This is a genomic window from Halalkalibaculum sp. DA3122 (genome assembly GCF_043951865.1).
GTDB lineage: Bacteria > Bacteroidota > Rhodothermia > Balneolales > Balneolaceae > JAMQKA01.
Map to the genome: position 1 here is coordinate 175,316 of NZ_JBINJF010000001.1, position 23,522 is coordinate 198,837.

The 23,522-nt window shown below is 50.7% G+C and carries 18 protein-coding genes; 6 read left to right on the forward strand and 12 right to left on the reverse strand.

From position 1 onward, the window contains the following. Positions 1 to 99: 99 nt before the first annotated feature. From ACG2F4_RS00675 to ACG2F4_RS00685, 3 genes are read right to left on the reverse strand one after another with little or no spacing between them, the layout of a single operon-like run. A complete protein-coding gene (locus ACG2F4_RS00675; protein ID WP_395257261.1) occupies positions 100 to 1,686 on the reverse strand; it encodes a GldG family protein in 1,587 nt (528 codons plus the stop codon). After that, positions 1,683 to 2,408: an ABC transporter permease subunit gene (locus ACG2F4_RS00680; protein ID WP_395257263.1), complete on the reverse strand. Its 726-nt coding sequence runs from the start codon at positions 2,406 to 2,408 to the stop codon at positions 1,683 to 1,685. Before ACG2F4_RS00680 ends, ACG2F4_RS00675 begins: the two co-directional genes overlap by 4 nt. A 13-nt stretch (positions 2,409 to 2,421) precedes the next feature. Then, positions 2,422 to 3,348: an ATP-binding cassette domain-containing protein gene (locus ACG2F4_RS00685; protein WP_395257265.1), complete on the reverse strand. Its 927-nt coding sequence runs from the start codon at positions 3,346 to 3,348 to the stop codon at positions 2,422 to 2,424. A 305-nt stretch (positions 3,349 to 3,653) separates the two neighbouring features. Between ACG2F4_RS00685 and nth the strand changes: the two genes are divergently transcribed. Both nth and amrB read left to right on the forward strand, forming a co-directional pair. Next, positions 3,654 to 4,382, forward strand: coding sequence for an endonuclease III (gene nth / locus ACG2F4_RS00690; protein ID WP_395257267.1), 729 nt, complete (start codon positions 3,654 to 3,656; stop codon positions 4,380 to 4,382). Then, complete coding sequence (amrB, locus tag ACG2F4_RS00695; RefSeq protein ID WP_395257269.1) at positions 4,375 to 5,637, forward strand: AmmeMemoRadiSam system protein B; 1,263 nt, start codon at positions 4,375 to 4,377, stop codon at positions 5,635 to 5,637. Before nth ends, amrB begins: the two co-directional genes overlap by 8 nt. 58 nt (positions 5,638 to 5,695) lie before the next feature. On the opposite strand, the gene ACG2F4_RS00700 is transcribed toward amrB, so the two are convergent. Together ACG2F4_RS00700 and gldC are read right to left on the reverse strand one after the other, a co-directional pair. Next, a complete protein-coding gene (locus tag ACG2F4_RS00700; protein ID WP_395257271.1) occupies positions 5,696 to 6,781 on the reverse strand; it encodes a serine hydrolase domain-containing protein in 1,086 nt (361 codons plus the stop codon). A 340-nt stretch (positions 6,782 to 7,121) separates the two neighbouring features. Continuing rightward, on the reverse strand, positions 7,122 to 7,457 hold the full coding sequence (gene gldC, locus ACG2F4_RS00705; RefSeq protein WP_395257273.1) for a gliding motility protein GldC: 336 nt from the start codon (positions 7,455 to 7,457) through the stop codon (positions 7,122 to 7,124). Positions 7,458 to 7,638: 181 nt separating this feature from the next. Here gldC and ACG2F4_RS00710 point away from each other — a divergent pair, with 181 nt between their 5' ends. Continuing rightward, positions 7,639 to 8,631 (forward strand): carboxypeptidase regulatory-like domain-containing protein, encoded by a 993-nt coding sequence (locus ACG2F4_RS00710; RefSeq protein ID WP_395257275.1) that lies wholly within the window; start codon positions 7,639 to 7,641, stop codon positions 8,629 to 8,631. 126 nt (positions 8,632 to 8,757) lie between these two features. Here ACG2F4_RS00710 and ahcY read toward each other — a convergent pair whose 3' ends face one another. Together ahcY and ACG2F4_RS00720 are read right to left on the reverse strand one after the other, a co-directional pair. After that, positions 8,758 to 10,068 carry an adenosylhomocysteinase gene (ahcY, locus tag ACG2F4_RS00715; RefSeq protein ID WP_395257277.1) on the reverse strand — a complete coding sequence of 437 codons (1,311 nt, stop codon included), beginning with the start codon at positions 10,066 to 10,068 and terminating at the stop codon, positions 8,758 to 8,760. Positions 10,069 to 10,191: 123 nt separating this feature from the next. Next, a complete protein-coding gene (locus ACG2F4_RS00720) occupies positions 10,192 to 10,728 on the reverse strand; it encodes a TlpA family protein disulfide reductase (protein ID WP_395257279.1) in 537 nt (178 codons plus the stop codon). Positions 10,729 to 10,910: 182 nt separating this feature from the next. Here ACG2F4_RS00720 and lhgO point away from each other — a divergent pair, with 182 nt between their 5' ends. Together lhgO and ACG2F4_RS00730 are read left to right on the forward strand one after the other, a co-directional pair. After that, positions 10,911 to 12,113 carry an L-2-hydroxyglutarate oxidase gene (gene lhgO, locus ACG2F4_RS00725; protein WP_395257281.1) on the forward strand — a complete coding sequence of 401 codons (1,203 nt, stop codon included), beginning with the start codon at positions 10,911 to 10,913 and terminating at the stop codon, positions 12,111 to 12,113. Between the two features lie 360 nt (positions 12,114 to 12,473). Beyond that, positions 12,474 to 15,362, forward strand: coding sequence for an FAD-binding and (Fe-S)-binding domain-containing protein (locus tag ACG2F4_RS00730; RefSeq protein ID WP_395257283.1), 2,889 nt, complete (start codon positions 12,474 to 12,476; stop codon positions 15,360 to 15,362). 16 nt (positions 15,363 to 15,378) lie between these two features. On the opposite strand, the gene ACG2F4_RS00735 is transcribed toward ACG2F4_RS00730, so the two are convergent. The 3 genes from ACG2F4_RS00735 to ACG2F4_RS00745 all read right to left on the reverse strand — a co-directional run bounded on the left by ACG2F4_RS00735 (position 15,379) and on the right by ACG2F4_RS00745 (position 20,325). Beyond that, positions 15,379 to 15,858, reverse strand: a complete 480-nt coding sequence (locus tag ACG2F4_RS00735) for a BsuPI-related putative proteinase inhibitor (protein WP_395257284.1) — start codon at positions 15,856 to 15,858, stop codon at positions 15,379 to 15,381. A gap of 265 nt (positions 15,859 to 16,123) precedes the next feature. Then, a complete protein-coding gene (locus tag ACG2F4_RS00740; RefSeq protein WP_395257286.1) occupies positions 16,124 to 19,399 on the reverse strand; it encodes a UvrD-helicase domain-containing protein in 3,276 nt (1,091 codons plus the stop codon). A 122-nt stretch (positions 19,400 to 19,521) separates the two neighbouring features. After that, complete coding sequence (locus ACG2F4_RS00745) at positions 19,522 to 20,325, reverse strand: hypothetical protein (RefSeq protein ID WP_395257288.1); 804 nt, start codon at positions 20,323 to 20,325, stop codon at positions 19,522 to 19,524. Between the two features lie 332 nt (positions 20,326 to 20,657). Between ACG2F4_RS00745 and ACG2F4_RS00750 the strand changes: the two genes are divergently transcribed. Beyond that, positions 20,658 to 21,527 (forward strand): nucleotide excision repair endonuclease, encoded by an 870-nt coding sequence (locus ACG2F4_RS00750; protein ID WP_395257290.1) that lies wholly within the window; start codon positions 20,658 to 20,660, stop codon positions 21,525 to 21,527. A gap of 27 nt (positions 21,528 to 21,554) precedes the next feature. On the opposite strand, the gene ACG2F4_RS00755 is transcribed toward ACG2F4_RS00750, so the two are convergent. Continuing rightward, entirely contained in the window at positions 21,555 to 22,319 is a 765-nt protein-coding gene (locus ACG2F4_RS00755) for a lysophospholipid acyltransferase family protein (RefSeq protein WP_395257292.1), read from the reverse strand. A 313-nt stretch (positions 22,320 to 22,632) separates the two neighbouring features. Beyond that, positions 22,633 to 23,508 (reverse strand): DUF3078 domain-containing protein, encoded by an 876-nt coding sequence (locus ACG2F4_RS00760; protein ID WP_395257294.1) that lies wholly within the window; start codon positions 23,506 to 23,508, stop codon positions 22,633 to 22,635. Positions 23,509 to 23,522 lie beyond the last annotated feature (14 nt).

Genomic DNA, 23,522 nt, shown 5'->3' on the forward strand with positions numbered 1-23,522 from the left:
TGAGTCGTGAGTCGTGAGATGCTGCTTAATTCACAGCGCTGAGTCAAGAATGATTTTGCATCCGTTAATTAGTGAATGCCAGGTCTGGATTGCCCATTTCTATACGCCTGATTCTATCCATTTTCGGCGCCTGATTTTCCTCCGTTGATAGCGATACACTCCATAGCCAACTACAAGTGCGATCGGCAGGAAGGTGTTCAGGTATTTCAACACGGTTTTGGTGGAGTCTGCAAGGTTGGCAAGAGGTCGGCTGGTTACCCCCTGGGTCCTCAATTCAATCAGGCCGGTATCATCAGCAAGCCAATCTACCGCGTTCACCATCAGGTTTATATTATCCTGCGGCAAACGTTGCTGCTGTTGCTGCCCCCGGCCGTTGATGACAAAATCCCCGTCCCCAAAGACCACCAGGGAAGTTTGCCGGCTGCTGGCCAGTTCCACCTCTATTGTATCCACATCCACAAAAGCCGAGTGAAAGGTTCCTTCAACAGCCACACCAAGCGGTATATGGGCCTGTGGAAAAATTTGCTGGTTCCATTCCTGCATGGGGTTGAGGTTAAATTGCCCCTGTGCCACCCCCGTCTGTTCAGAACTCAAGACAAGTGGCGTCAGCGACTGGCTGGAATCGGCCTGGCTGACATCCACTGAAGAGACAAACTGGAACATCGCGGTTTCAAGGCCCTCGCTGACCGGGTGATCTCCAAAATTATTGACCAGGGGGATATACGGGTACTGCACCTGGTTAACAATCTGAAAGCCCCCCTGTTGCTGTTGAACCTGGATATTAGCGGCGTTCACATCGCGAACCAGATCCGCATTCACGGGAACATTATAAGAGGCGAGCAGCCGCTCAATACCGGTATTCAACGGGGTTGCCATACCCCGCTGTGGATTGGCACGAACGCGGTTTATGGCAAAGACAGCCCGCCCGCCTGCCATCAGGTACTGGTCGATATGCAGCAGCTCCTGCTGCGACAACTGCTGTTCAGGCGCCACCACCATCAATACCTCGATATCCGGGGGCACGGCCGTGGTATCCAGCCCGGAGACCTCAACGAGTTCGTACATCTGGCTCAGCTGGTTGGTCACCTCGTTCATCTCCTGCCGGCTCGGCTCCCCGTGTCCCTGCAGCAGTCCAATTTTCGGTTTCTGCTCAATAGTCAGTTGCTTGATGGTGCTTGCGATACTGTATTCCAGGGCTGTTCCGGGCTGAATAACCGGAATCACTTCCCGCTTGTCGCCATACTGGAATACCGCCCCAAGATACGCGCGCTGCTGGGAAACCTGGTCGCGCTCCCGAACCTGGATACTGAGTGGACGTATACCCGCCTGCTGCGCTTCCCGTTCGGCTTGATCGCTCTCGCCTGGATTGACAAACCGGTATTCCATGTTGCCATCCGAATAGGCCCTGAACTCCTCAAGGAAGTTCCTGAACTCCGATTGAGCCTGAGAAAGCTGGGGAGGGAGATCTTGCGAAAAATAGGCCGTGACAGTCACCGGATCATCCAGCGATTCGGCAATTTCCACACTGGCCGGCGAAAGGGTATAGCGATTGTTTTCGGTGAGGTCGAACCGCAGCAGCAGCTCGCTTGCCAGTACATTTACTGTTATTGCTATTCCTCCCACCAGCAGAAGTTGTATGGAAGTTTCGCGCCTGTTCTTAAGAAATCCGTTAAACCAGTTGTTCATTGCCATGCCCTCCGTTTTAATGAAACCGTAGCCAACAGAAAACCAAGTACCGTCAATGTCAACAGGTACACAATATTGGTAATGCCGATAACCCCTCTTGTCATTGTTCTGTAATGTTGATTCAAACTCATAAACTCCGCGATTCCGGACAGCAGGTCGGGCAGCACGGTCGACATTTGTCCGAACAGGATCTGGAAAAAGACGGCAATAAAAAGCGTCCCGATAAACGCGACAATCTGGTTGCTGGTCAGACTCGATACAAAAATACCGATGCTGGTATACACCGCACTGATCAGCAACAGGGCGATATATCCACTGATGGTGGCGCCGTGATCAATCGGTCCCAGGTTGGCCACCGTAATGTAATAGGGCAATGTCATGGCCAGCGATATCGCAATAAGCAACCAGGCGGCCAGCCACTTGCCCGCCACAATCTGGAAATGGGAGATCGGCTTGGTGGCCAGCAGTTCCAGCGTACCGGCACGCTCCTCCTCGGCCATCATCCGCATGGTAATGGCGGGGATAAAGAAAAAGAGGGTCCAAAAGGCGACCTCAAAAAAACTGCCCAGCGAGGCCTGCCCCACAAAAAAGATATCTGATCCCCCGAACATCCAGGTAAACAGCCCGCTGATACCCAAAAACACCACGAGCATGATGTAGGCCATCAGCGAGTCAAAGAATGCGTTCATTTCGCGCTTGCAAATAGTCCAAATATGATTCATAACCTTCAATAAACTATTCCACGGTTAGTTCACGGAAAATATCTTCCAGACTTGATTCCCGGGGGGTCATCTGGGTCAGCACCCAGTTGTTCTCCACGCAGAGGTTGAATACCTCCTCCCTGGAATCGAGATCCGGCTTTGAATCGATAAGCCACATATTTTTCCCCTCCTCCGCCCTGTTCACTCCCGCAACGGAAGACAACTTCAACAGCTTGTTTTCCACCTGCTCCCCGCTGGAGCGGATCTGCACCAGCAGCTGGTCGGCCCCTTTGGCTCGCTGACGCAGCTCGTCGGTAGACCCATCGGCCACCAGCCTCCCTTTGTTAATAATCAGGATGCGATCGCAGGTAGCCTCCACCTCTTTCAGGATGTGGGAGCTGAGCATCACGGTCTTTTCCTTGCCGATCGCTTTAATGAGCGACCGGATTTCGGCGATCTGGTTGGGATCCAGTCCGGTGGTGGGTTCATCCAGGATAAGTACCTCGGGATCGTGGATCAGCGCCTGGGCCAGGCCCACCCGCTGCCGATACCCTTTTGAAAGCTCACCAATAAACTTGTGCTTCTCGGGGCCCAGCCCGCAGATATCAATCATTTCCCGGATTCGCGGCATAACCTGGTCCTTCGGCATCTCCTGCAGCCGCGCCGCAAGCTTCAGGTAGTCCACGATCGTCATATCGGTATAAAGAGGCGTGTTCTCCGGCAGGTAGCCGATCCGGCTGCGCACAAACCGGGGATCTTCATGAATGCTGGATCCATTTAAGCGAACATCACCTTCCGTGGGGCTGATAAAGCAGGTGATAATTTTCATGGTGGTACTTTTTCCCGCACCATTCGGTCCCAAAAAACCGAGGATCTCCCCCGTTTTCACTTCGAAAGAGATATCATCAACAGCTTTTTGAGGACCGTATTTCTTTGTGAGATTAGAAACGGTAATACTCATGAGACTGTTTCAATAGGTTCATTTTTGAACGGAAAATTTTAAAAAAAATGAGCCTATTTATGCAAGTGTAAAATTTGTTTCAGGAATTACGAAACTACTAAACAGCCGCTGAAAGCCTGAGCGTAACGAAGTGGTACTCAGGATGACCCGGCTTTGATTCAAGTTGATTAACGTTCATTCTTGATTTCATATTCTAATCATCTTTGAAATTGTAAAAGTCAGTTCACTTTATAATTTTATGCGAGTAATTTTTCACGCCGGTTACTGCGTACTAAACCACTTCATTCCATGTTAAAAAACTGATTATGGCTCCGTCCAAAACCACTAAAGAAAAGAACAAACTTCCGGAACTACCTGAAAAAAGCGAGGAGGAAAAGGCATACGCCCGTGAATTGCTGGATACGCTTTATGAATATTATCCCAATCCCCATTGCGCTCTGGATCACCGCAATCCGTTTGAGCTGCTTATTGCAACCATCCTGAGCGCCCAGTGCACCGACGTTCGCGTAAACAAGGTCACCCCCGACCTGTTCGAGGCTTATCCCACCCCCGAGGCGATGGGCGAGGCCCCCATCCAGGAGCTGGAAGAGCTGGTTCGGTCGACCGGATTTTATCGGAATAAAGCCAAGGCCCTGAAGCAGTCATCCCAGATTATTGTAAAAAAACACGGGGGAGAGGTTCCCAGAAATATGGAAGACCTGCTGGAGCTGTACGGTGTCGCCCGAAAAACAGCCAATGTGGTACTCGGCAATGCCTTTGACACCAATGTGGGCGTGGTGGTGGACACGCATGTAAAACGGCTTTCCAGCCGGTTCGGCCTCACGGAAGAGCAAAAAAACACCAAGAAAATTGAACGTGATCTGATGGCGCTGTTCCCCCGTGAGCACTGGACCAACCTGTCACACCTGTTTATACACCACGGGCGCGAAGCCTGTAAAGCTCGGCTGTCGGAACCGCCCGACCATCCCCTCTGCGTGAAGTACGGGAAGAACTGCGAATGCCGAACAATGAGAGAACAAGCAGACGATGAATAAAAACGGAACGCTCTTCAGCTCTAAAACGGCTCCCATCCCCCGGGTACGGCCAGAAATTGACATCATCCCGATTGAAAATAACGGGCAGTCGTATCTCTATTTTCGCGACTCGCTGGGCTATGCTACCAAAAACTTTGCCGTTGACCGACAGGTCGCCCCCCTCCTCTCCCTGCTCGACGGTCAACACAGTGTGGAGGAGCTCAAGCCCTATCTTGGCGAAGGGGTGACCACGGACCAGCTGCTGGACTACATCCAGTTTCTCGACAAACACCGCCTGCTGTTGACCCCGCACTTCCAGGCGTATGCCCGGCAGGTGGAAGAGCAGTATGAATCTGCTTCGGCACACATTTCCATCACTGCGGGCAACTCCTACCCGGAGGATCCCGATGAACTGCGCGCTTTTCTGGACGAGGCATTTACAGGATATGCACCCCCTGAAATTGATATCGACGAACAGTCCATCAAGGCGCTTTACGCTCCCCATATCGATCCGAGAGTGGGGCTGGAAAGCTATGTGAAGGCGTTCTCCCTCCTTCAAAACCTGCGACCCAAACGGGTAGTGATATTAGCCACCTCGCACTACTCGGGCATGTATCCCGACCTGTATGAGAACACCCCTTTCATCGTGTCCGATAAAGATTTTGAGCTGCCGCTGGGCACGTTTTCCTCCGATACCGAGGCGATTGACCGGATGCTGAATCACCCGGTGGAGATGGGGCTCAGTGACAACGATCGTGCCCATCGTATTGAGCACAGCATTGAGCTGCACCTGCTTTTCCTGAGCTACATGTGGGATCACGACGTCTCCCTGGTTCCGATCCTGGTTCGCGGTTTCGACGAGCTTTTCTACATGGAAAACGGTCATCTGGGGCAACAGGTCAGTCACCTGGGAAGCTACCTGCGTGAACAGTTCGGGAATGACGAGAACACACTTTTTCTGATCAGCGGCGACCTGGCGCATGTCGGCAAAAAGTTCGGGGATGACCAGCCGGCCTCCCAGCTGTTCACTGAAGTCAAGAGCTTTGACCGAATGTTCCTGACCTATGCCGAACAGAACAATCGAAAAGCCCTGTTGAACCTTATGAAAGAGCAGCAGGATCCCTACCGCATCTGTGGTTTTGCCCCACTCTATTCCTTTTTAAGTTCTGCTTCGGGGCTTACCGGAACCCAACTTACCTATGACCTGTGGGATGAACGCGAGCGGGAAAGTGCGGTTTCGTTTGGATCCGTTCTATACACCCGGCAAAGCTGCTGACGGGCTTAATTCACCCCTAAAACGAGCCTCAATGTGACAGACCTTTCGGCAACCGTCCTCATTCCTCTCCCCATTGAACTGGCATCAGTTCCGGTTGAGCGGCAGGCGTCCCCGTCCTGGCCTCGATGAGTTTTAGCAATATTTTTTCGACATCCAGTCCATATACCCCTTGATTATAGTCACGTGAAGCCCGATGAACAAAGACAATATCCAGTTCCGGCAAAACCCAGATTGACTGGCTGCCCACACCCGAGGCGAAATAGGCATCATACCGGGCAAATTCCCCACCCCGTATCCACCAAAGAAGTCCCCAGTGGGCCGGAATATTATCGCCCAGAATGTTCCTGAATCGTGGTTTGGTACTTGTCTCAACCCAAGAAGACGGAATAACCTGTTTATCATTCCACTGGCCATCTCGGAGGTAAAGTAACCCAAAACGAGCCAGATCCCGGGCCGACATCCATATGTTATAGCTTGGATGTAACGACCGCCAGGGCTGAGAAAAGTAATGACCCCAACTTGCATCATAATCCTCCATCCCTGTCGGTTCCGCTATCTGTTGCTCTATGGCTTTAAAAATGATTTCCCCTGTTTGTTCTTCATAGATGGTGCCCAAAGCATTGAAATCCCAGCTGTTGTAATACCATCGCTCTCCCGGTTGACTGCTGCCGCGCTCGGGTCCTCTTCCCTCCGGCATACGATACACCCCGGAACTGGCTGACAACAGGTGGATGACCTTAGCCTCCTTTTCCGTTTCAGACAGGGGGGGTTTGGCCTGTATTCCCAGCTCCCCGATTGTCGAGGAAGTATCGATACGGCCCTCTTCCACCGCAATTCCATACAATGCGTTAAACAGGCTTTTATAGATAGAAGCGATAAATTCCACTTCGGTATTGTGTCCCCATTCGGTTACAATAGCCCCGTTATATACGAGCATTACGGCATCGGAACCCAGCGAGTCGGCATAGGCTTTGACTTCCGCAATCTTTTCAGAAGACCATCCCGCCTCTTCCGGGGTGGCATATTGCATCCAGCTAGTATCGGGATAAACCGGGGAACGGTTACCCGGTTGAGCATACATTTCAGTCGAGAGGGAGACAAAAAACAACACAAACACCGGCGTGAGTATATTTCTGCATATCATGGCAGATCGATTTTCAGGTTATATTTCTCTTAATAAGGCTTTAAAAAAACTCACTTCCCCGTACCGATGGAGTTATACTCCGTTAACAGGCCAATAAGGTCAATAGTACAACTACCTCCCAACAAAATAGCAGGTTCTGCAAAAATCAATAACAAAAGAAATGGCGGATAGGTAGGGGAATCCACTAAACCCGGGTTTCCCATCCACAGAAGAGAATAGCTATAGGAAGTTCAGCCGGTCCTAATAACCATTTTGCAGGAACCGCCCCAAAACTGATTTGCAACATTCAGATCCAACCTTCCCATCACCACTGTAGTCAGCCTTTGCATCGCGGATCAGCTCACTCAATGATCTCCATTTTATCGGCAAAATAGGCGCAAAAATCACGCATATCCTCAGCCATCTGTTCCTCTTTCGTTGCCTGGGTGAGCGTATCAGCCATCGTAACGAGTGTTTGATGGAAAAAAATCTTCATCTCGTCGATCGTCATTTCCCGGGTCCACAGATCCAGCTTCAGCGTATCCTTTTCCTGCGGCTCCCACATGGAGAGGAACATTGCGCGGCAGGTGGCGGCATCGGAGCCTCCCATGTCGCTGGCATCCCAGACGATGCGCTCGGGAATATCGTTTTCGTCAAGTTCCACGGTAATATTAATTTCTTTCTTTTTTTTTGCCATTATTACAAATCTTTAATTATAAATACAGTTTGTACACTTGCAGCCAATCAAATTTGCTAATAATATGGGACTATGATTATTTGATAATACTATAACAAGATTTGAGGCGCGTTCAACAAACACCTACAAATACAAAAATAGCCCCAAGGCTACAACTAAAATAAATCACGGGATAATGATTATGAGTAACTTTTTTAAAGGAGTACGACTATATAACGGTCTTGCAATATTATTGTCAATAGCCCTATTGGCCGGATGCACGCCGGGCACCGAACTGCTCAACAGGGTTCCGGTACATTCGGTAAACTTTGAGGTGCTGGACTCCAACGGGGAACCGCTACAGGGAGCCACCGTTGAATCGAGCAACGGGAAAAGTACTTCCACCGATGAAAACGGCATGGCCACGCTTCGTTTTGGAACGGTGGGCGTTCACAATGTCACCGTATCGGCCTCCGATCACCTGCCAACCAGGATGACGGTCACCCTGCCTACCGATAACAACGAGTTAAAAACGGCCCGGCTGGCCCAGCAAGTGGATTATTCCGGGTTAACCAGTGGATTTGCCCAGATGTCGGGTGCCCAGCTTTATCCCATGATGTTTACCTACCTCTTCAACAGTTTCGGCTATAACATGGAGCTCACCGACTACAAGGCCGGGGAGTGGACCAAATGGCGTCTTGTTACCGAAGAAGATGACGAGGATGACACACTGGTTATGAGAAAGGCGTTTCTAAATGAAACCGATGACGGGCAGCAGTGGTGGCAAATCCAGCTGTTTGAAGAGGACGGCACGACCGCCTCGTATACGGCTGAAGTGTTGTTTGACACCAACAAATCCTCAATTCGCCGCTACCGGGAACAAATTGGGGACAACGATCCACAGGAAAAGCCGGTAACTGAAAACTGGTACTCACAGCCGAATCGCCTTACCCAAGAATCGATTGAAGGAGCTATCGAGGAGCGAGACGTTCAAATCGAGGTCCCCGACGGCACCTACTCAGCTGATCTGATTAATTTTGGAGTATCTCCCGGGGTCAACTTAAAAATATGGAGAGTTCTGGATGTGCCCGGGGGTACGGTCCAATATTCCACCGAACAGGAAGATGAAATGGTATACAAAAGCCAGCTGGTTGACTACGGCACCGATGCCGATACAATCCTGGGCTCATATTAAACACATACTTCCGAATCCCACGCTGCCGAAGTAGCAGATGCAGTAAGAAATATTTCTTCAACCATAAAAAGCCTCAGCAGGTAAGCTGAGGCTTTTTTTATGCAAATTTAAATCTGCCGAAGAATTTTAATACCGGTAATGATCCGGCTTGTATGGTCCCTCTTTGGGAACCCCAATATATTCAGCCTGCTCTTCGGTAAGTTCTTCCAAGTCGACCCCAATCTTCTCCAGATGGAGTCGCGCCACTTTCTCATCCAGGTCTTTGGGCAGTACGTGAACATCCAGCTCAAAGTCATCCGGGCGGTTCCAGAGGGCGATCTGTGCGAGCGTCTGGTTAGTAAAACTGTTGGACATCACGAACGAGGGATGACCCGTGGCGTTCCCCAGGTTCATCAGGCGCCCCTCCGACAGCAGGATCACTTCCTTGCCGTCCTCCATTTTGAACAGGTCCACCTGCGGCTTGATATTATCCCGTTCCGCATTCGCTTTCAGCCACGCCACGTCGATCTCGTTGTCAAAGTGACCGATGTTGCCCACGATCGTCTTGTCTTTCATTGCCTTGAAGTGGCGCTCGGTGATGATATCCTTGTTGCCGGTGGCCGTAACCACGATATCCGCCTCTTTGACCGCATCGTCCATCTTCTTCACCTCATAACCTTCCATGGCAGCCTGCAGGGCACAAATCGGGTCAATTTCGGTGACAATAACCCGTGCACCGGCCCCGCGCAGCGAAGCGGCTGATCCTTTGCCTACATCGCCATAGCCGGCCACAACAGCAACCTTGCCGGCAAACATGATGTCGGTAGCCCTTCGGATCGCGTCCACGCAGGATTCCCTGCAGCCGTACTTGTTGTCAAACTTGGACTTGGTAACCGAGTCGTTCACGTTGATCGCCGGGGCCCCAAGCTCCCCCTTTTTCGCCATCTGGTACAGCCGGTTTACCCCGGTCGTGGTCTCTTCGGAAATACCCCGTATGTCATCCAGCAGTTCGGGATGCTCTTCGTGGACAACCTTGGTCAGGTCACCCCCGTCATCCAGGATCATATTCAACGGTTTTCCATCTTCAAAATAGAGGGTCTGCTCGATGCACCACCAGTACTCCTCTTCGGTCTCTCCTTTCCAGGCATAGACCGGGACGCCTGTCTTGGCGATGGCGGCGGCCGCCTCATCCTGGGTAGAAAAGATATTGCATGAGGACCACTGCACTTCCGCCCCCAGTTCGACGAGCGTTTCTATCAACACCGCCGTCTGAACCGTCATATGCAGACAACCGGCAATACGGGCGCCCTTCAACGGCTGCTCATCGCGGTACTCCTCGCGAAGGGACATCAGTCCCGGCATCTCGGCTTCGGCCAGGCGGATCTCCTTGCGACCCCACTCGGCCAGACCGATATCCTTCACCTTGTATGGTAGTTTTTCTTCAACTTGTTGTGCCATAAAATTACCTGAATTTAGAATTTAATATTGCTGACTAAAGATAGCTGTTAATAGATCCCCAATCAAAAGAAGCACCGGGGTCGGACCTGTTCCCGCGCTCCCGGGATTGTCAAAAAAATATTTTCAGCTGTGGTCCTCTATGATCTCTTTTGTGTGCTTATAATCGCCCTCTGGCCCCCTGCTGCCCATCGAGGACTCAATAAAATTGCCTTCGGCATCCACAAATACCTTAAAGGGAATACCCTGCACCTGCAATTTTTGATGCAGCTTGTTCTCATCGTAGAGATACACAAAATCATACTCCTGTTTTTCAGCAAATTGCCGGGCATCTTCAACTGTGTTTGTAAACCCGGGCGTTACCGCCAAGACCACAAATTTGTCGGGGTACTCCTCCACCAGCTTCTGCATGGTGGGAAAGCTATCGAGGCACGGCTTGCACCATGTCTCCCAAAAATCAATCAGGATGACCTTGCCCTCAAACTCGGAGAGCTCCACGGTATTGCCCTCCAGGTCAGTAAATGCGGCCTGCTCTACCGCGCGCGCCTCCGAAGCGTTACTTTGTGTGGATGACTCATTTTGCGTATCCGCCGCCTCCCGCTTTTCACTGCCACAAGAGAACACAAAAAGCAGGGTAAATACCAGTAGAACCGTAGATTTCATATCGAATCAGAATATTCCATTAATATTAAGTGCTACAACCGTTTAGTGAATAAAATATTTCACCAGAGACCGTAATTTATCATTTTTTGAAGAAGCTGTTGTAATTTTATTTGTGATTATAGACTCAGCTTTTTGTAATTTCAGTTCATTTTGAATGCGACCAATCATGAGATTCCAGACCCATGAAATATGACTTCATCATTGTAGGCGCCGGCATCGTTGGACTTTCCACCGCCTACAAACTTTCTGAGAAATACCCCGATCTGAATATTTTAATCCTTGATAAAGAGGATCGGGTGGCAGCCCACCAGACAGGACATAATTCCGGCGTCATTCATTCCGGCATCTACTACAAACCGAACAGCTACCGCGCCAAAAACTGCGTAAACGGGCGGCATCAGCTGGTGGATTTTTGCGAAAAGCACGAGGTGGCCTATGAAATCTGCGGGAAAGTGATTGTTGCCACTGAAGAGAAGGATATTCCCCGTCTGGAAAAGATCTATGAAACCGGGCAGATCAACGAAATTGAAGGAATTGAAATGATCGGGCCCGAACGGCTGGCCGAAATTGAACCATATGCCGAAGGGGTAAAAGCGATTCACGTTCCCTGTGCCGGGATTGTTGATTTCGTCGGTGTTTGCGAAAAGCAAAAAAGTCTTATTGAAGAGAAGGGAAATGAGGTTAAATTCAACCAGGAAGTCCAAAATATCCGTCATCACAACGGGTCGGTCATTGCAGAAACCGAAACCGATCATTTTGAGGGGTCGTGGCTGATTAACTGTGCCGGCCTCTACAGCGATCACGTGGCGGAATCTGCCGGCGTTCGATCCGAAATTCAGATTGTACCATTCCGGGGCGAATATTACGAGCTGAAACCGGAAGCCGAGCACCTGGTCAACGGACTCATTTACCCGATGCCAAACCCGGAGTTCCCGTTCCTGGGGGTCCATTTTACCAAGATGGTGCTGGGTGGGGTGGAATGCGGGCCCAACGCGGTGTTTGCCTTCAAGCGAGAAGGGTATGAGAAACTCTCTTTCAACCTGAACGAAACCATTGAAACGATCAACTTTTCCGGGTTTTGGAACCTGGCCCGGCAGCACTGGCGCATGGGACTGGATGAGTATTACCGCTCGTTCTCCAAAAAAGCTTTTGTGGAAGGGCTTCAAAAGCTGGTTCCCGCCATACGTGCAGATGATCTGACAACCTCCCCTTCCGGGGTGCGGGCCATGGCGCTGAAACCCAACGGTGAGATCCTGGATGATTTTCATTTTGAGACCACGGACAATGAGATCCATATCCTCAACGCGCCCAGTCCCGCCGCTACTGCAGGCCTGGCCATCGGGGATGAAGTCGTCAAGCGGGCAGAACAAAATTTTGAATTTTGAGCCATGAAACAGGCTATTTCATGTATTACGGAACTTTTACCCAACCGTTGCTTGTACAAACATGCAATATAATCGGCCCCTACGATACGTTAATCGGAAGATCGTTATTCTGTCTTTCAGTGACAGTTGCTCTCATAAAAGTCCGGCACAGCTGGATGGTGCAGTCGTACTACCGCATTGACGTACCCTCCCCTTCCTTCAGCCTGTAAAACCTGGGATTTGGAATCTAACTGGACCTTTCTCAAAAAATTTTAGAAACACTTCCCAAACAGAGGTATTCCTTTTTGGAACAAAACTGCATTTGCCGACTCCTCTGAATTTATTACGTTAGAACTGTCCTGATCAAAAAAACAGACGCATATGCCAGAATCGATCCAGATAAAGACCGACTCCCAAACTCGACGTCTCTACGCGAACGATGCCTCCATGTATGAAGAAATCCCCAAAGGTGTTGCCTTTCCCAGATCTCTCAGGGAGATCCAGCAGCTGGTATTGCAGGCCAACAAGCAGGAGTTCAGTATTACGCCCCGCAGTGCCGGCACAAGCCTGGCCGGGCAGACCACGGGGGATGGCGTTATTATGGATGTCTCCCGGCATATGACACAAATCCTGGATTTGGATCCTCAAAATAGAATGGCCCACGTTCAACCGGGCGTGATCCGGGATACCCTGAACCGGGAGGCGGGGAAACATCAACTGCTGTTTGGTCCTGATACGGCTACCACAAATCGATGTATGCTGGGAGGAATGATCGGCAACAATTCGTGTGGCTCGTTTTCCATAAAATACGGCACTACCCGGGAGCATGTCCTGGAGATCGAAGCGGTTCTGAGTGATGGAACCCGTGCCGTCTTTAAGCCTTTATCGCCGGAAGAGCTCGAGGAGAAAAAGCAGCTTGAGAATCTTGAAGGTCATATTTACCGGGGGGTTCTACAGCTTATTGAAGAACACCGGGAGCAGATCCTGCAGGCATATCCCCATCCCGATATTATCCGGCGGAATACCGGATACGCGCTGGACAAACTCTGCACGATGCAGCCATTTGATCCGAATGGGCGTCCCTTTAACATGGCGGAATTGCTTTGCGGAAGCGAGGGAACGCTGGCCATAACCGCATCGGCGAAGATAAACCTTGTGCCACTTGATCCCTGCCGGTTGGTGCTGGTGCCCCATTTTAGCTCCATACGGGAGGCGATGGAGGCCACGGTTGAGATTGTCAAACATGATCCCGCTGCCGTGGAGCTGGTCGACAACATTATACTGGACGCCACAAAGGGAAACATTGAGCAGCGAAAGAATCGTTTTTTCCTGGATGGGGAGCCGCACTGCATACTGATCGTACAGCTCGAGGGCCAACGGATGGAGGAGCTGCTGCAGAGAAGTTCTGAGCTTAAAGAGGCTTTGCAGAAAAAAAGCTACGGATACTCCACCCCCATCCTTACAGAACCGGACGAAGTAACCCGGGTGTGGGAGCTTCGCAAAGCCGGTCTCGGGCTCCTTATGGGTCTGGGAGCCGATGCCCCATCTCCCTCCTTTTGTGAGGATACCGCTGTACGAGTACAAGATCTCCCCGACTATGTGGATGACTTCCAGGCACTGCTCGACAAATACGACACCAACTGCGTGTTTTACGCTCACGCCTCGGTGGGTGAACTTCACCTGCGACCCGTTATTGACATACACACCCCCGAAGGAGTCGAAAAAATGAAAGCAATGGCGGAAGAAATCGCAGAACTGGTGCATAGCTACAACGGGTCGCTCTCCGGTGAGCACGGGGACGGACGGGCCCGGGCACCCTACATTCCCAAGGTACTGGGCCGGGAGATGATACCACTGCTTCACAAAGTAAAAGAGATGTTCGATCCAAACTATATCCTGAATCCGGGGAAAATTGTACGTGCCCTCCCGATTGATGAAGACCTTCGCTTTTCTGCCTCAGGTTACCGGAAAACCGATATCGATACCCAGTTCAAGTGGCGCAACGAGGGCAGCTTCGGGGACGCTCTGGAACTGTGTAATGGAGCCGGCGTCTGCCGGAAACTGGCGGAAAGCGGCGGTACGATGTGTCCCTCATACATGGCTACCAGGGAAGAAAAAGACAGTACCCGCGGCCGCGCCAATCTTTTTCGCCAGCTTTTTTCTGGCAAACAAGCTGATGCGTTTAATTCCGAAGAGCTCAGGGATGCCCTCGACCTCTGTCTCAGTTGTAAGGCATGCAAGAGTGAATGTCCCGCCAATGTTGATATGGCCCGCATGAAAGCGGAGTTCATGCAAGGCTGGCATGAGCAGCACGGCCTCACTCTTTCAGAACGATTTTTTGGACACACCGGCAAACTGTACCCCCTGGCCTCTCTCTTGCCAGAACTAACCAACTGGTTTATCAAAAGCAATCCCGGCAAAGAGCTGCTTAAACAGTTCATCGGAATTCATCCCAACAGGAACCTGCCCGCATTCGCTTCCCAAACTTTTCGTAGCTGGTTCAAAAGCCACCGCTCCATCGCCTCTTCAAAAAAAGTTGTATTGTTAGTCGACCTTTTTACCGATTACCATGAACCTGAAATTGGCAAAGCCGCCGTTTCCCTGCTGGAACAGCTCGGGTATGAAGTAATGGTACCCGGGATTAAGGAACTGGGACGCACCTATCTATCCAAGGGAATGGTGAAGGAGGTTAAACAAATGGTTAACTCCAATATACCTCCCTTGTTTAACTACGTGGACAGGGGGCTTCCTATTGTCGGACTGGAACCGTCAGAGATCCTGACACTCCGTGATGAGTACCCCGATTTGTGTGACAACGAACAGCTAGATAAGGCCAAAGCCGTTGCAGATCACACTTACCAGTTCGAGGAGTTTATTAACCAACTGGATAATACCTCGATCCTTCGATCCGCGTCCGGCACAAAAGTTTATGTGCACGGTCACTGCCACGCGAAATCACTGGTGGGCATGGAACCAACCATGAGGCTGCTGAAGAAAGTGGGCTTCGAGCCAGTAGACCTGCAAACGGGATGCTGCGGCATGGCCGGCAGCTTTGGATACGAGCATGACCACTATGAGGTATCCATGGAGATCGGAGAACTGGTGCTTTTCCCGGCATTACGGGATCTTCCGGATGACGCGCTGGTTTGTGCCCCCGGATTTTCTTGCCGGCACCAGGTCAGGGACGGGACAGGAAGGAAAGCGTATCATCCGGCGGAATTGCTGGCCCAAAACAACCCCGCGCTTGAAGTGGGTTCACCCGCCATCTGATGGATGATATTTCCACTTACCTGGTTACAAACGGGGCAGTAATTTTCACCCCGTTATCCCCAAGGAGAAACGCTGTTAACCGGTATAACCCCTTTTCGAGCTGAATATCATCTGTATCAAAGTGCTCAAGGGAGATCGTGTACCTGGCGCTTTTGCCCGGCTCTATTACCAACTTGGTTAGTGCGGCCGTACACATCACCCTCTCTGTACTGTCGAAGACTCTCTGGCCTCTGGTGCTGATGAAATATCCAACCTGGCAGCCGGAGGAAAACCTATAGCGTAGCGTATCATCCGTGATATTCTCAAGAACAAATTCTGCTTCAATATCCTCCGGTTCTGATATTTCCCGGTTTTGAAAATCCAGCTCTATCCTCAGCGAGTCGGTATGCCTGACCGAATGGAACAGATCTTCCTGATCAATTCCCGACAGTAATGAGGCATTCTCACAAGAGAATATGACCAGAAGTGCCGGCACAAGGTATAGAAGTCGTCTCATGTTGCAATTGTTTGCATTCTCCATTCCTCTTATGCGCGTAATCAATACACGCTGCAGGTGGCAATAACTAGTGTCACATCAATTCGGCCTGTTCCTGACATAACGCGGATACCACCGATCAGGCTGATCTACACATACCGCTTGGAAAGATACTGTCAGAACTACTTATTCTGTGTGATCTGCAGCATCAATATTACCTTCGATCCTGTAAAGCTGAATGTTCATCGTTGGCATGTGACATGAGACTGGCAGACTGCTGCATTCCCTAAAACAGGCCAAGCTGCCCGGAGAGAGCGGAATTATCCTCCTGCTGTTCCGGTACGGATTCCGTTTTTCCGGTTACTTCTTTCAGGACTTCCGGTATTTCGGCAATAAACCGGGACTCCTCCATTGGGCGAATCTCCCCATACCGGCTCCGTTCCCTCGAGCAGGTGATCTGCAGCTCTTCTTCAGCCCGTGTCATGGCAACATAAAAGAGACGACGCTCCTCCTCCATGTCCGTACCTTCCCGAAGGAGCGGGGTAATTTCTTCTTCTGCCGCGGCGATAAACACGACCGGAAACTCCAACCCCTTGGCGGCGTGAAACGTCAACAGGTGGACCCCCTCCGTTTTAAGGCGTCCCGCATCGGTATACGGATTCAGCTGCATCTGATGCAGGAATTGTTCAATATTTCCGCCAGATTGCCCGGCCAGTTCCAGAAGTGTTTCTTTTTTCAGAAGCTGCGTCTCACTTAGCAGTTCATCCGGCAAAAAATGTGATGAAATAAGCTCAACCACCCGCTTCAGTCTTTTACCTCCCATTTCCATTTCGTCAGATACCTGCTCCAGCAGCCTCCGAAGCTCTTTCAGATCGCCCTGAAGCGGAGCTCCAATTTTTTCCGACAGCTGCTTCCCAAACAAGGAATCGGACCTGTTCTTGACCCGGCTTAACAGTGACGTTACCTGAGCATCGCTCCATCCATAGGCCTCCGAAAGCAGATCACTGAGAGCCATGCTGTTCCCGGGATCAAGGTGTAACTGCAGCAGATTCGATATTACCGTAAACGGGGGCTCCGCCAAAAATGACGTTCCGTCCCCGTAACTGACGGGAATGCCTGCTTCCAGGAATGATTTGAAAAGCGCATCTCCGACCGCGTTGGTGCGGAAAAGTACCGCGATGTCTCCAAGTCCATATGAGTGCTCGCTGTCGGTATGTGTTCCGGAAGCCAGGCTGTCAATACCACCGATATAGCGTTCAATTTGATCCAGGATATAGTCGGCCTCTTCAAATGGATTTCGCGCGCGATGAATAGTAACCAGACTTCCCTCCTTTTTGACGGCATTTACTCTGGTACTGCCGCTTCCTTTATTGTTGCGTATCAGCGATCCCGCCGCCTGTACAATCGAGCCGGTAGATCGATAGTTGCGGTTCAGCGAGATTTTCCGTGCTTTAAACTCGCGCCCAAACTCAAAAAAGAGCCCGGGATCGGACCCCCTGAAACCGTAAATCGACTGGCGTGGATCCCCGATGGCCAGGATACTTTGGTCATCGCCTCCGGCCAGCAATTTCACCAGGGAGTACTGTATTGGGTTTATATCCTGAAATTCATCGACAGCGACCGCCCCGAACCTGTGCTGCAGTTTTTCTTGCAGACTCACATCCTCAACAAGAATACCAACCAGTCGGTTAATCAAATTTGAGAGGTCAGCTGCGCCCTGCTCTGCCAGGTAATCCAGATACCGCTGCCGGTAACTCCGAAACTTTCCTGGCAGCTCCTTCCCAAGCTCAAAGTGGTCCACGAGTTGATCTTCAACCGTCGCTCTCTCTTCGGGACGCAGCTTCGGAAAAAGAAAACGGAAGGCCATTCTCCGAGCTGCACGGTCATAAATTGTGTTAAGACCGGGATTCAGCTCGCGCAGCAGTTTCCATGCCACGCCGTGAAACGTTCCGATCGTCATCGCCTCGGCCCTGCCTCCCAACCGACCAGTTAATCGCTGTTGCAGCTCCTCGGCGGATTTATTTGTAAATGTAACGGCCAGTATCTCTCCCGGGGTCCATTTGCCCGACTCTACCTGTCGGACAATCCATTCCACCAGCGTGTGAGTTTTCCCGGTCCCGGGACCGGCCTCCACCAGCGTCGCTCCCTCAACCGATTGTTTAATTTTTTCCTGCCGGGCATTCAGCGAAAATCGAGAGGCCGTTTCCTTGTCTTCCTGTACATCCAACGGTTGGACGGGCTCAGCTACATTAGCAGATGTTTCTTCCTTCCTGTATTCTCCCATATTAAAGAATCCAAGCTGACCCCGAATTCTTTCAATTTCTCCCTCTTCAAATACCTTGACAACCCCGTAGACACCATCATATCCCGCCTTTGGGGTCACCTCATTGTTACGAATCCGGCTTATGGCCTCTGCCAGTACCGGTCCGCTGTTCTTACGGATTTCATCTGTAGGTACCTCGTGCAGCAAGCTGAATTCATTTCCATACTTCGAGATCACGTCGCGGTATTTCCTGCGAACGGTTTTTGTTTTGGGCCCCACTCCCTCAATCTCACCCAGTACCTCCGGAATCGGGATGATATACTTATATCCCGCAGCATTCTCTGGCTTTCGGGAGTCTCCCCGATCAGCAAGATCAACAACCCGGTGCAATACACCCACCGTCAACGGCTTGCCGCATTCGGGACATTTTTTTTGATATCTCTTCGTCACTTCAGGAGGTAGGGCGATATTGCATTTTCGATGGCCGTCGTGGTGGTACTTTCCTTCTTCAGGATAAAATTCATAAGTCCCCAGGAACCCGTCCCTTGTTTTGAAGGAGTCAAACAGCTCATCATAACTTAATCCGGTGTCAATGATATTGGCTTCGCGACCCAGTTTGGAGGGAGAATGGGCGTCGGAGTTTGATATAAGCGTATACTGGTCGAGTGCACTCAGCCTCCAGTTCATTTCCGGATCGGAAGAGAGACCGGTCTCGACTGCAAAAATATGGGGTGTCAAATCGCGAAAACAGGCCTCCATACTATCGTACCCCGCCTTGGAACCGAGTGTGGAAAACCAGGGCGTCCATATGTGGGCCGGCACCAAGTGGGCGCGCCCAGACGTTTCGAGCACGATTTCGAGCAGGTCACGCGAGGGAAGTCCCAGGATCGGGCGCCCATCTGCCTCCAGGTTTCCGATGGAAGAGAGCCTGTGATTGATCCTGGCTACGGTCTCAAGATCCGGGGCATACACGAGGTTGTGGTTTTTTCGGACCCGGTCTCCATATTTATAAATGGAACTGATCTCCGTGGACAGGCAGAACCGAACGTCAATATCCCGAGTCACAGTGCCGGGAATCGCCTCTTCGCGGGGTGGGTCTTTCAACACATACAGGCCGTTTCCGTCGGGACGTAACTTCTCTTTCAACTCGGCGAACCACGCGGGATGGGTAAAGTCGCCGGTTCCAACAACATTGATGCCCTTAATTTTCGCCCACTGGTAAAGCGACTCGAGATTAAGATCCTTGCTCGTGGCCCGGGAGTAGTGGGAATGGACGTGGAGATCGGCAATGTACGGCATGCTTCAGCGGTTGCTTTGAAATCAGCTCACGATGAAGATGGAGAATGTCTCATTTAAACACAAGCCCATAACAGAAACACATCGTTATCCAGATGGCTCATTGAATATTACCCTGCATGCTGTCAATCCACCCGGTAAACCAGCTCCCATATCTGGCTGTTGACGAGTCTTCGCGTGTCAAAAATAGTATCAAACAGTTCCGGTATGTCAGTACCGGGCAGGGCGTTCTTGATTACATCCTCGGTGAATCCATACTCCACATCCTCCAGCTCATCAAAAAAATTGCCCGTGGCGAAGTTGTACCCGTAATTTTGTCCACCTGGCGTTATCAGGGAATAGAGCTCCCATCCCACCATCCGGTCTGTGGCCTTTCGCTCCTGGTGGATCGGCTTGGCGACCTCATCCTCAAGCATCTGGTAGTCATAATCTTTCCCGGGGGCCACAAGCATGTAATCAACCATCATATATTTAGCAGAATGGGGAGAAGCCGCATCTTCTGCAATTTTGTTGATCGCCTTCCAGAATTCGGTGTACATGACCGTCCGGAGCTCATTGGCTTTTGCCATCATATTATTGATCTGGTCCCTGGACCTCTGGTCCATCATCAGGATATCACGGGGACTTAACGATTCAAAAACATTCAATCCTGCCGCCGATGTGATTGCAACAAAATTATACTTGCCGCCATCTCCACCGGGAGTAAAGACCCTGTAAAGACTCCAGCTATCAATCTTTCCCTCTTCAACCTGCTGCTGGTAAAGCGGCTTCCACGTGGAGTTCATGTACTCCACATATGCCTGAACCTGTCCCGGGGCAACCTTCACGTAGTCGAATCTCAGATAATTCGCCTCTTCTGACTGTCCAAAGCCCGCAGATGTGAAAAGAATAATGAACAAAAACATCCCTGTACCTGATAGCTTCTTCATAACTTCCCCTTTTTTTCTGAAGATTGTATTTATAAAGTAATGCAAATAACTCGAAAAATGGTAATTCTTGTGTTAATTAAGGAGAATATTTTTTATTCATGAAACGAGCACCCGTAAACTCAGCAATCTGCCAGGGAGTCAGAAACGGAGTACATCTAATACTGCGGATTTCACTTGAATAATTATCGGAGGACTTTTCCAGTCAACTTTTTGCAACATCATCTATACATTTGGATCCCCAGTGCACGAGTATACCCGAATAGGAAAGACAAAGCCGGGAAACCGGATACATTGCGTGATCCGCATACTTTTTATGAAGAGCCTTTAAACAGATGAAAAACAGCCAACAGCAGCGACTTTTCAATCATTACAATCCACTGGAAGACCGGGTGGGCACCGATTTCTTTGAAGCGCTTCCATCGGAACCCGGAGTTTACAAAATGTTCGGGCGCAGTGGCCTGCTTTTGTATGTTGGCAAGGCCAAAAATCTGAGAGCCCGGCTCTTCAGCTACCGGCGGGCCAAAGTGGGAGCGACCTCCCGGAAGACCATTCGTCTTATTCGCATGGTGCACAACATAACGTACGAGCTTTGCAAGAATGAAAAAGAGGCGCTGCTACTGGAGAACAAATTGATCAGGCAGGAACAGCCGGAATTCAATCATGCAAAAAAATCACCCGAAACATACTACTTTATCCACCTTCGCAAAGAAGAAAAAGCGCTGGTTTTCAGGCTCAATATGCGGCAGCGAATGGAGGAGAAGGAGTGGAAAACGTATGGGGCTTTCAAGGGACATGTGGTCGTCCGCAAAGCCCTGGGCGCCCTGCTCCGGCTGGTCTACCTGGCGGAACATCGCGTCGACTCGATCCACCATTTACCCCCGGTGTTGCTTAAAAACCTGACGCCCATGAATTACAGACTGCCTGTGCCTGACAAAAAGCTGTTGGACGTCCGGCTTATTGGCCGTCTTTTTACCGGAGAATCAAGCCGCTTTTTTGACGTTGTATTGGAACAATTTCGGCGAGAACACCTTATGGAGCAGTATATTGGCAAACTGATCCTCGAAGATTTGGAATCGCTCAATCGATTTTATACAACCTGCTGCCGGCGCAACCGGCAAATTGTGACTCAGCTGGAGCTCGACAGTCATATCATACCCCAGCAAAAGCTTGATGACTACCTGATAGAGGTGGCCCTGGATTGAATGACGCTGATCTTTTGATGTGGCTGCTCAGGGTTGGCTTGTAGCGTCCACCTTTTCAGGAGACTCATCCCGCCACTCGACGAGCTGCTCCAGGATCTGCAATCGAACCTGGCGGGTTAACGCCTCCACATTCTCTGAGGTTAGCCCTTCGACGGGTACCGGCTCCAATACCTTCAGGCGGATCGACGGGGCTGGGCCAAACTTCCAGCTATTTTTGGGGAGACACTGCTGCGTACCGTCGATTACGAGTGGCAGAACGGGGACCTGCTCGCGTATAGCCAGGTGAAACGCCCCGTTGGTAAATCGCCCCAGCCTGCCCGAACGCGACCGGGTTCCTTCCGGGAAAAACATCACCGAGCAGTCGTTGCGCAGGTAGTGGACCGCCTGTTTGAGCGTGGATATCTGGCTGCGCGGATCGCGCCGGTTTACCGGGATATCTCCGGCCATCTTCATCATCCACCCGGAGAACGGTACCTCAAAAAGCTCTTTTTTGGCAATCCATTTCATCTCCCAGGGCAGGTTGGAGATCAACGGGATATCCGCATTGGAAAGGTGATTGCTGACGATTACAAACGGGGTTCGGTCATCCACCGATGTGTTGCCGGAAATACGGATTTTCCACTCCGGATTCACTTTGGTAATCCACTTCCCCAGCTTCCGAAACATCTGGCCTGTTCGGTAGCGGGCGGGATCGCTGTCAAACAGGTAGACCAGTCCCACCACCGGGAGCCAGCAAAGAATCAGCAGCAGAACCGCCAACCATATAACAATCGATTTTATGGAGGACCACATAAGAAATGGAAGTACTGTAAAATTTTAAGCAATGTAAACAGCTCAACGCTAAAAAGAGGCGAGTATTGACTGAAACATCTATTGTTCAAATGCGGGCTACCGGCTTGACCAATCTCATTTTATTAGATGCCACTGGCAGCAGCTCAACGCCCAACGCACGTAATCGCGGGTGGGCCGGGACGCGGGCCTTGCTTCCATTTCGAAATAGAAGGTCCAAATCAAGGAATAGATGAGCAGAAAAAAATAAAGCGCCGCACCTGGTTCTGATGCGACGCTTCCATAAATGGCTTCTGCTGGTTGTAAGGTCAATCCATCAAAGCAGTATAAAAGAGATTCCGAGAGAAAATACCTGCAACACCTGGATCTCATCAGAAAAATCCTCATCATAAGCCAGGTCTACCCTCAATGAAGTGTTGATGAGGTCATTCACTTTGCCCGTCAACTGGCTGGAGAAGTAAATATCGGTGCTCGATAACGCTTCATTAACATTGGTGAATGTCTCTACGCTGGAACTCAGCTGAAAATCAGGCAACACAGCCTGTTCATATCCAATCCCCAGTGTGACACCCCCTTCATTCCTGAGGGTCTCCCCTTCGTCCAGTCCATACAGTGTTTCCAGGTCATCATCCGTTACGATGGTCTGTTTCAGTCCCAGTCCTGCTTCCACACTCAAATAGTCGGACGGGATATAGGCCACACCGGCACCCTGCGAGAAGTAGGCTGGGGCCATAAACCTGGAGATCAACACGTCCGTTTCATTCGGTCCTGCGCCATATTCAAACCCTTTGTCAAACTGTGTCCGGAAGTTGATGTTTCCATAGGCTGAATAGCTGCTGTTCTCGCGGGCCAGTTCATACGTAAACCGATTCCGTATAGATAGCCGGTCATCTGTTTTTCGCGTGCCCTGGTCCTCAATTTTGGATTTCCCGTACCGGGTTCCCAACAGAAATCCATAGCCAAACCTGTCTTTCCTGTGCTTCAGGGTAAAAGTAGAATTACCGGTCACGCTGATATTGTTAACACCGCCTTGCGACCAGTTGGAGTAGGAAGCCTGGGATCCGTTGAGCCCGGCAACCCAGCTTTGGCTCCATCCCGCCAGCGTGTCACTGATCATAATAGTTTCCTGCGCAGCTAAAGGGGCCGCTGAAAATAGTACAAATGCAAATAGTGGTAATAATATTTTCTTCATCTTTTGATTCGGTT

What these genes read in the sequence shown, in the direction of transcription:
- lhgO (WP_395257281.1), top strand. Translation starts at nt 10,911, where the DNA reads ATGAAATATGACTTCATCATTGTAGGCGCCGGCATCGTTGGACTTTCC.
- ACG2F4_RS00700 (WP_395257271.1), bottom strand. Translation starts at nt 6,781, where the DNA reads ATGATATGCAGAAATATACTCACGCCGGTGTTTGTGTTGTTTTTTGTC.
- amrB (WP_395257269.1), top strand. Translation starts at nt 4,375, where the DNA reads ATGAATAAAAACGGAACGCTCTTCAGCTCTAAAACGGCTCCCATCCCC.
- ACG2F4_RS00710 (WP_395257275.1), top strand. Translation starts at nt 7,639, where the DNA reads ATGAGTAACTTTTTTAAAGGAGTACGACTATATAACGGTCTTGCAATA.
- ACG2F4_RS00760 (WP_395257294.1), bottom strand. Translation starts at nt 23,508, where the DNA reads ATGAAGAAAATATTATTACCACTATTTGCATTTGTACTATTTTCAGCG.
- ahcY (WP_395257277.1), bottom strand. Translation starts at nt 10,068, where the DNA reads ATGGCACAACAAGTTGAAGAAAAACTACCATACAAGGTGAAGGATATC.
- ACG2F4_RS00685 (WP_395257265.1), bottom strand. Translation starts at nt 3,348, where the DNA reads ATGAGTATTACCGTTTCTAATCTCACAAAGAAATACGGTCCTCAAAAA.
- ACG2F4_RS00750 (WP_395257290.1), top strand. Translation starts at nt 20,658, where the DNA reads ATGAAAAACAGCCAACAGCAGCGACTTTTCAATCATTACAATCCACTG.
- gldC (WP_395257273.1), bottom strand. Translation starts at nt 7,457, where the DNA reads ATGGCAAAAAAAAAGAAAGAAATTAATATTACCGTGGAACTTGACGAA.
- ACG2F4_RS00730 (WP_395257283.1), top strand. Translation starts at nt 12,474, where the DNA reads ATGCCAGAATCGATCCAGATAAAGACCGACTCCCAAACTCGACGTCTC.
- ACG2F4_RS00735 (WP_395257284.1), bottom strand. Translation starts at nt 15,858, where the DNA reads ATGAGACGACTTCTATACCTTGTGCCGGCACTTCTGGTCATATTCTCT.
- ACG2F4_RS00755 (WP_395257292.1), bottom strand. Translation starts at nt 22,319, where the DNA reads ATGTGGTCCTCCATAAAATCGATTGTTATATGGTTGGCGGTTCTGCTG.
- ACG2F4_RS00745 (WP_395257288.1), bottom strand. Translation starts at nt 20,325, where the DNA reads ATGAAGAAGCTATCAGGTACAGGGATGTTTTTGTTCATTATTCTTTTC.
- ACG2F4_RS00720 (WP_395257279.1), bottom strand. Translation starts at nt 10,728, where the DNA reads ATGAAATCTACGGTTCTACTGGTATTTACCCTGCTTTTTGTGTTCTCT.
- nth (WP_395257267.1), top strand. Translation starts at nt 3,654, where the DNA reads ATGGCTCCGTCCAAAACCACTAAAGAAAAGAACAAACTTCCGGAACTA.
- ACG2F4_RS00740 (WP_395257286.1), bottom strand. Translation starts at nt 19,399, where the DNA reads ATGCCGTACATTGCCGATCTCCACGTCCATTCCCACTACTCCCGGGCC.
- ACG2F4_RS00680 (WP_395257263.1), bottom strand. Translation starts at nt 2,408, where the DNA reads ATGAATCATATTTGGACTATTTGCAAGCGCGAAATGAACGCATTCTTT.
- ACG2F4_RS00675 (WP_395257261.1), bottom strand. Translation starts at nt 1,686, where the DNA reads ATGAACAACTGGTTTAACGGATTTCTTAAGAACAGGCGCGAAACTTCC.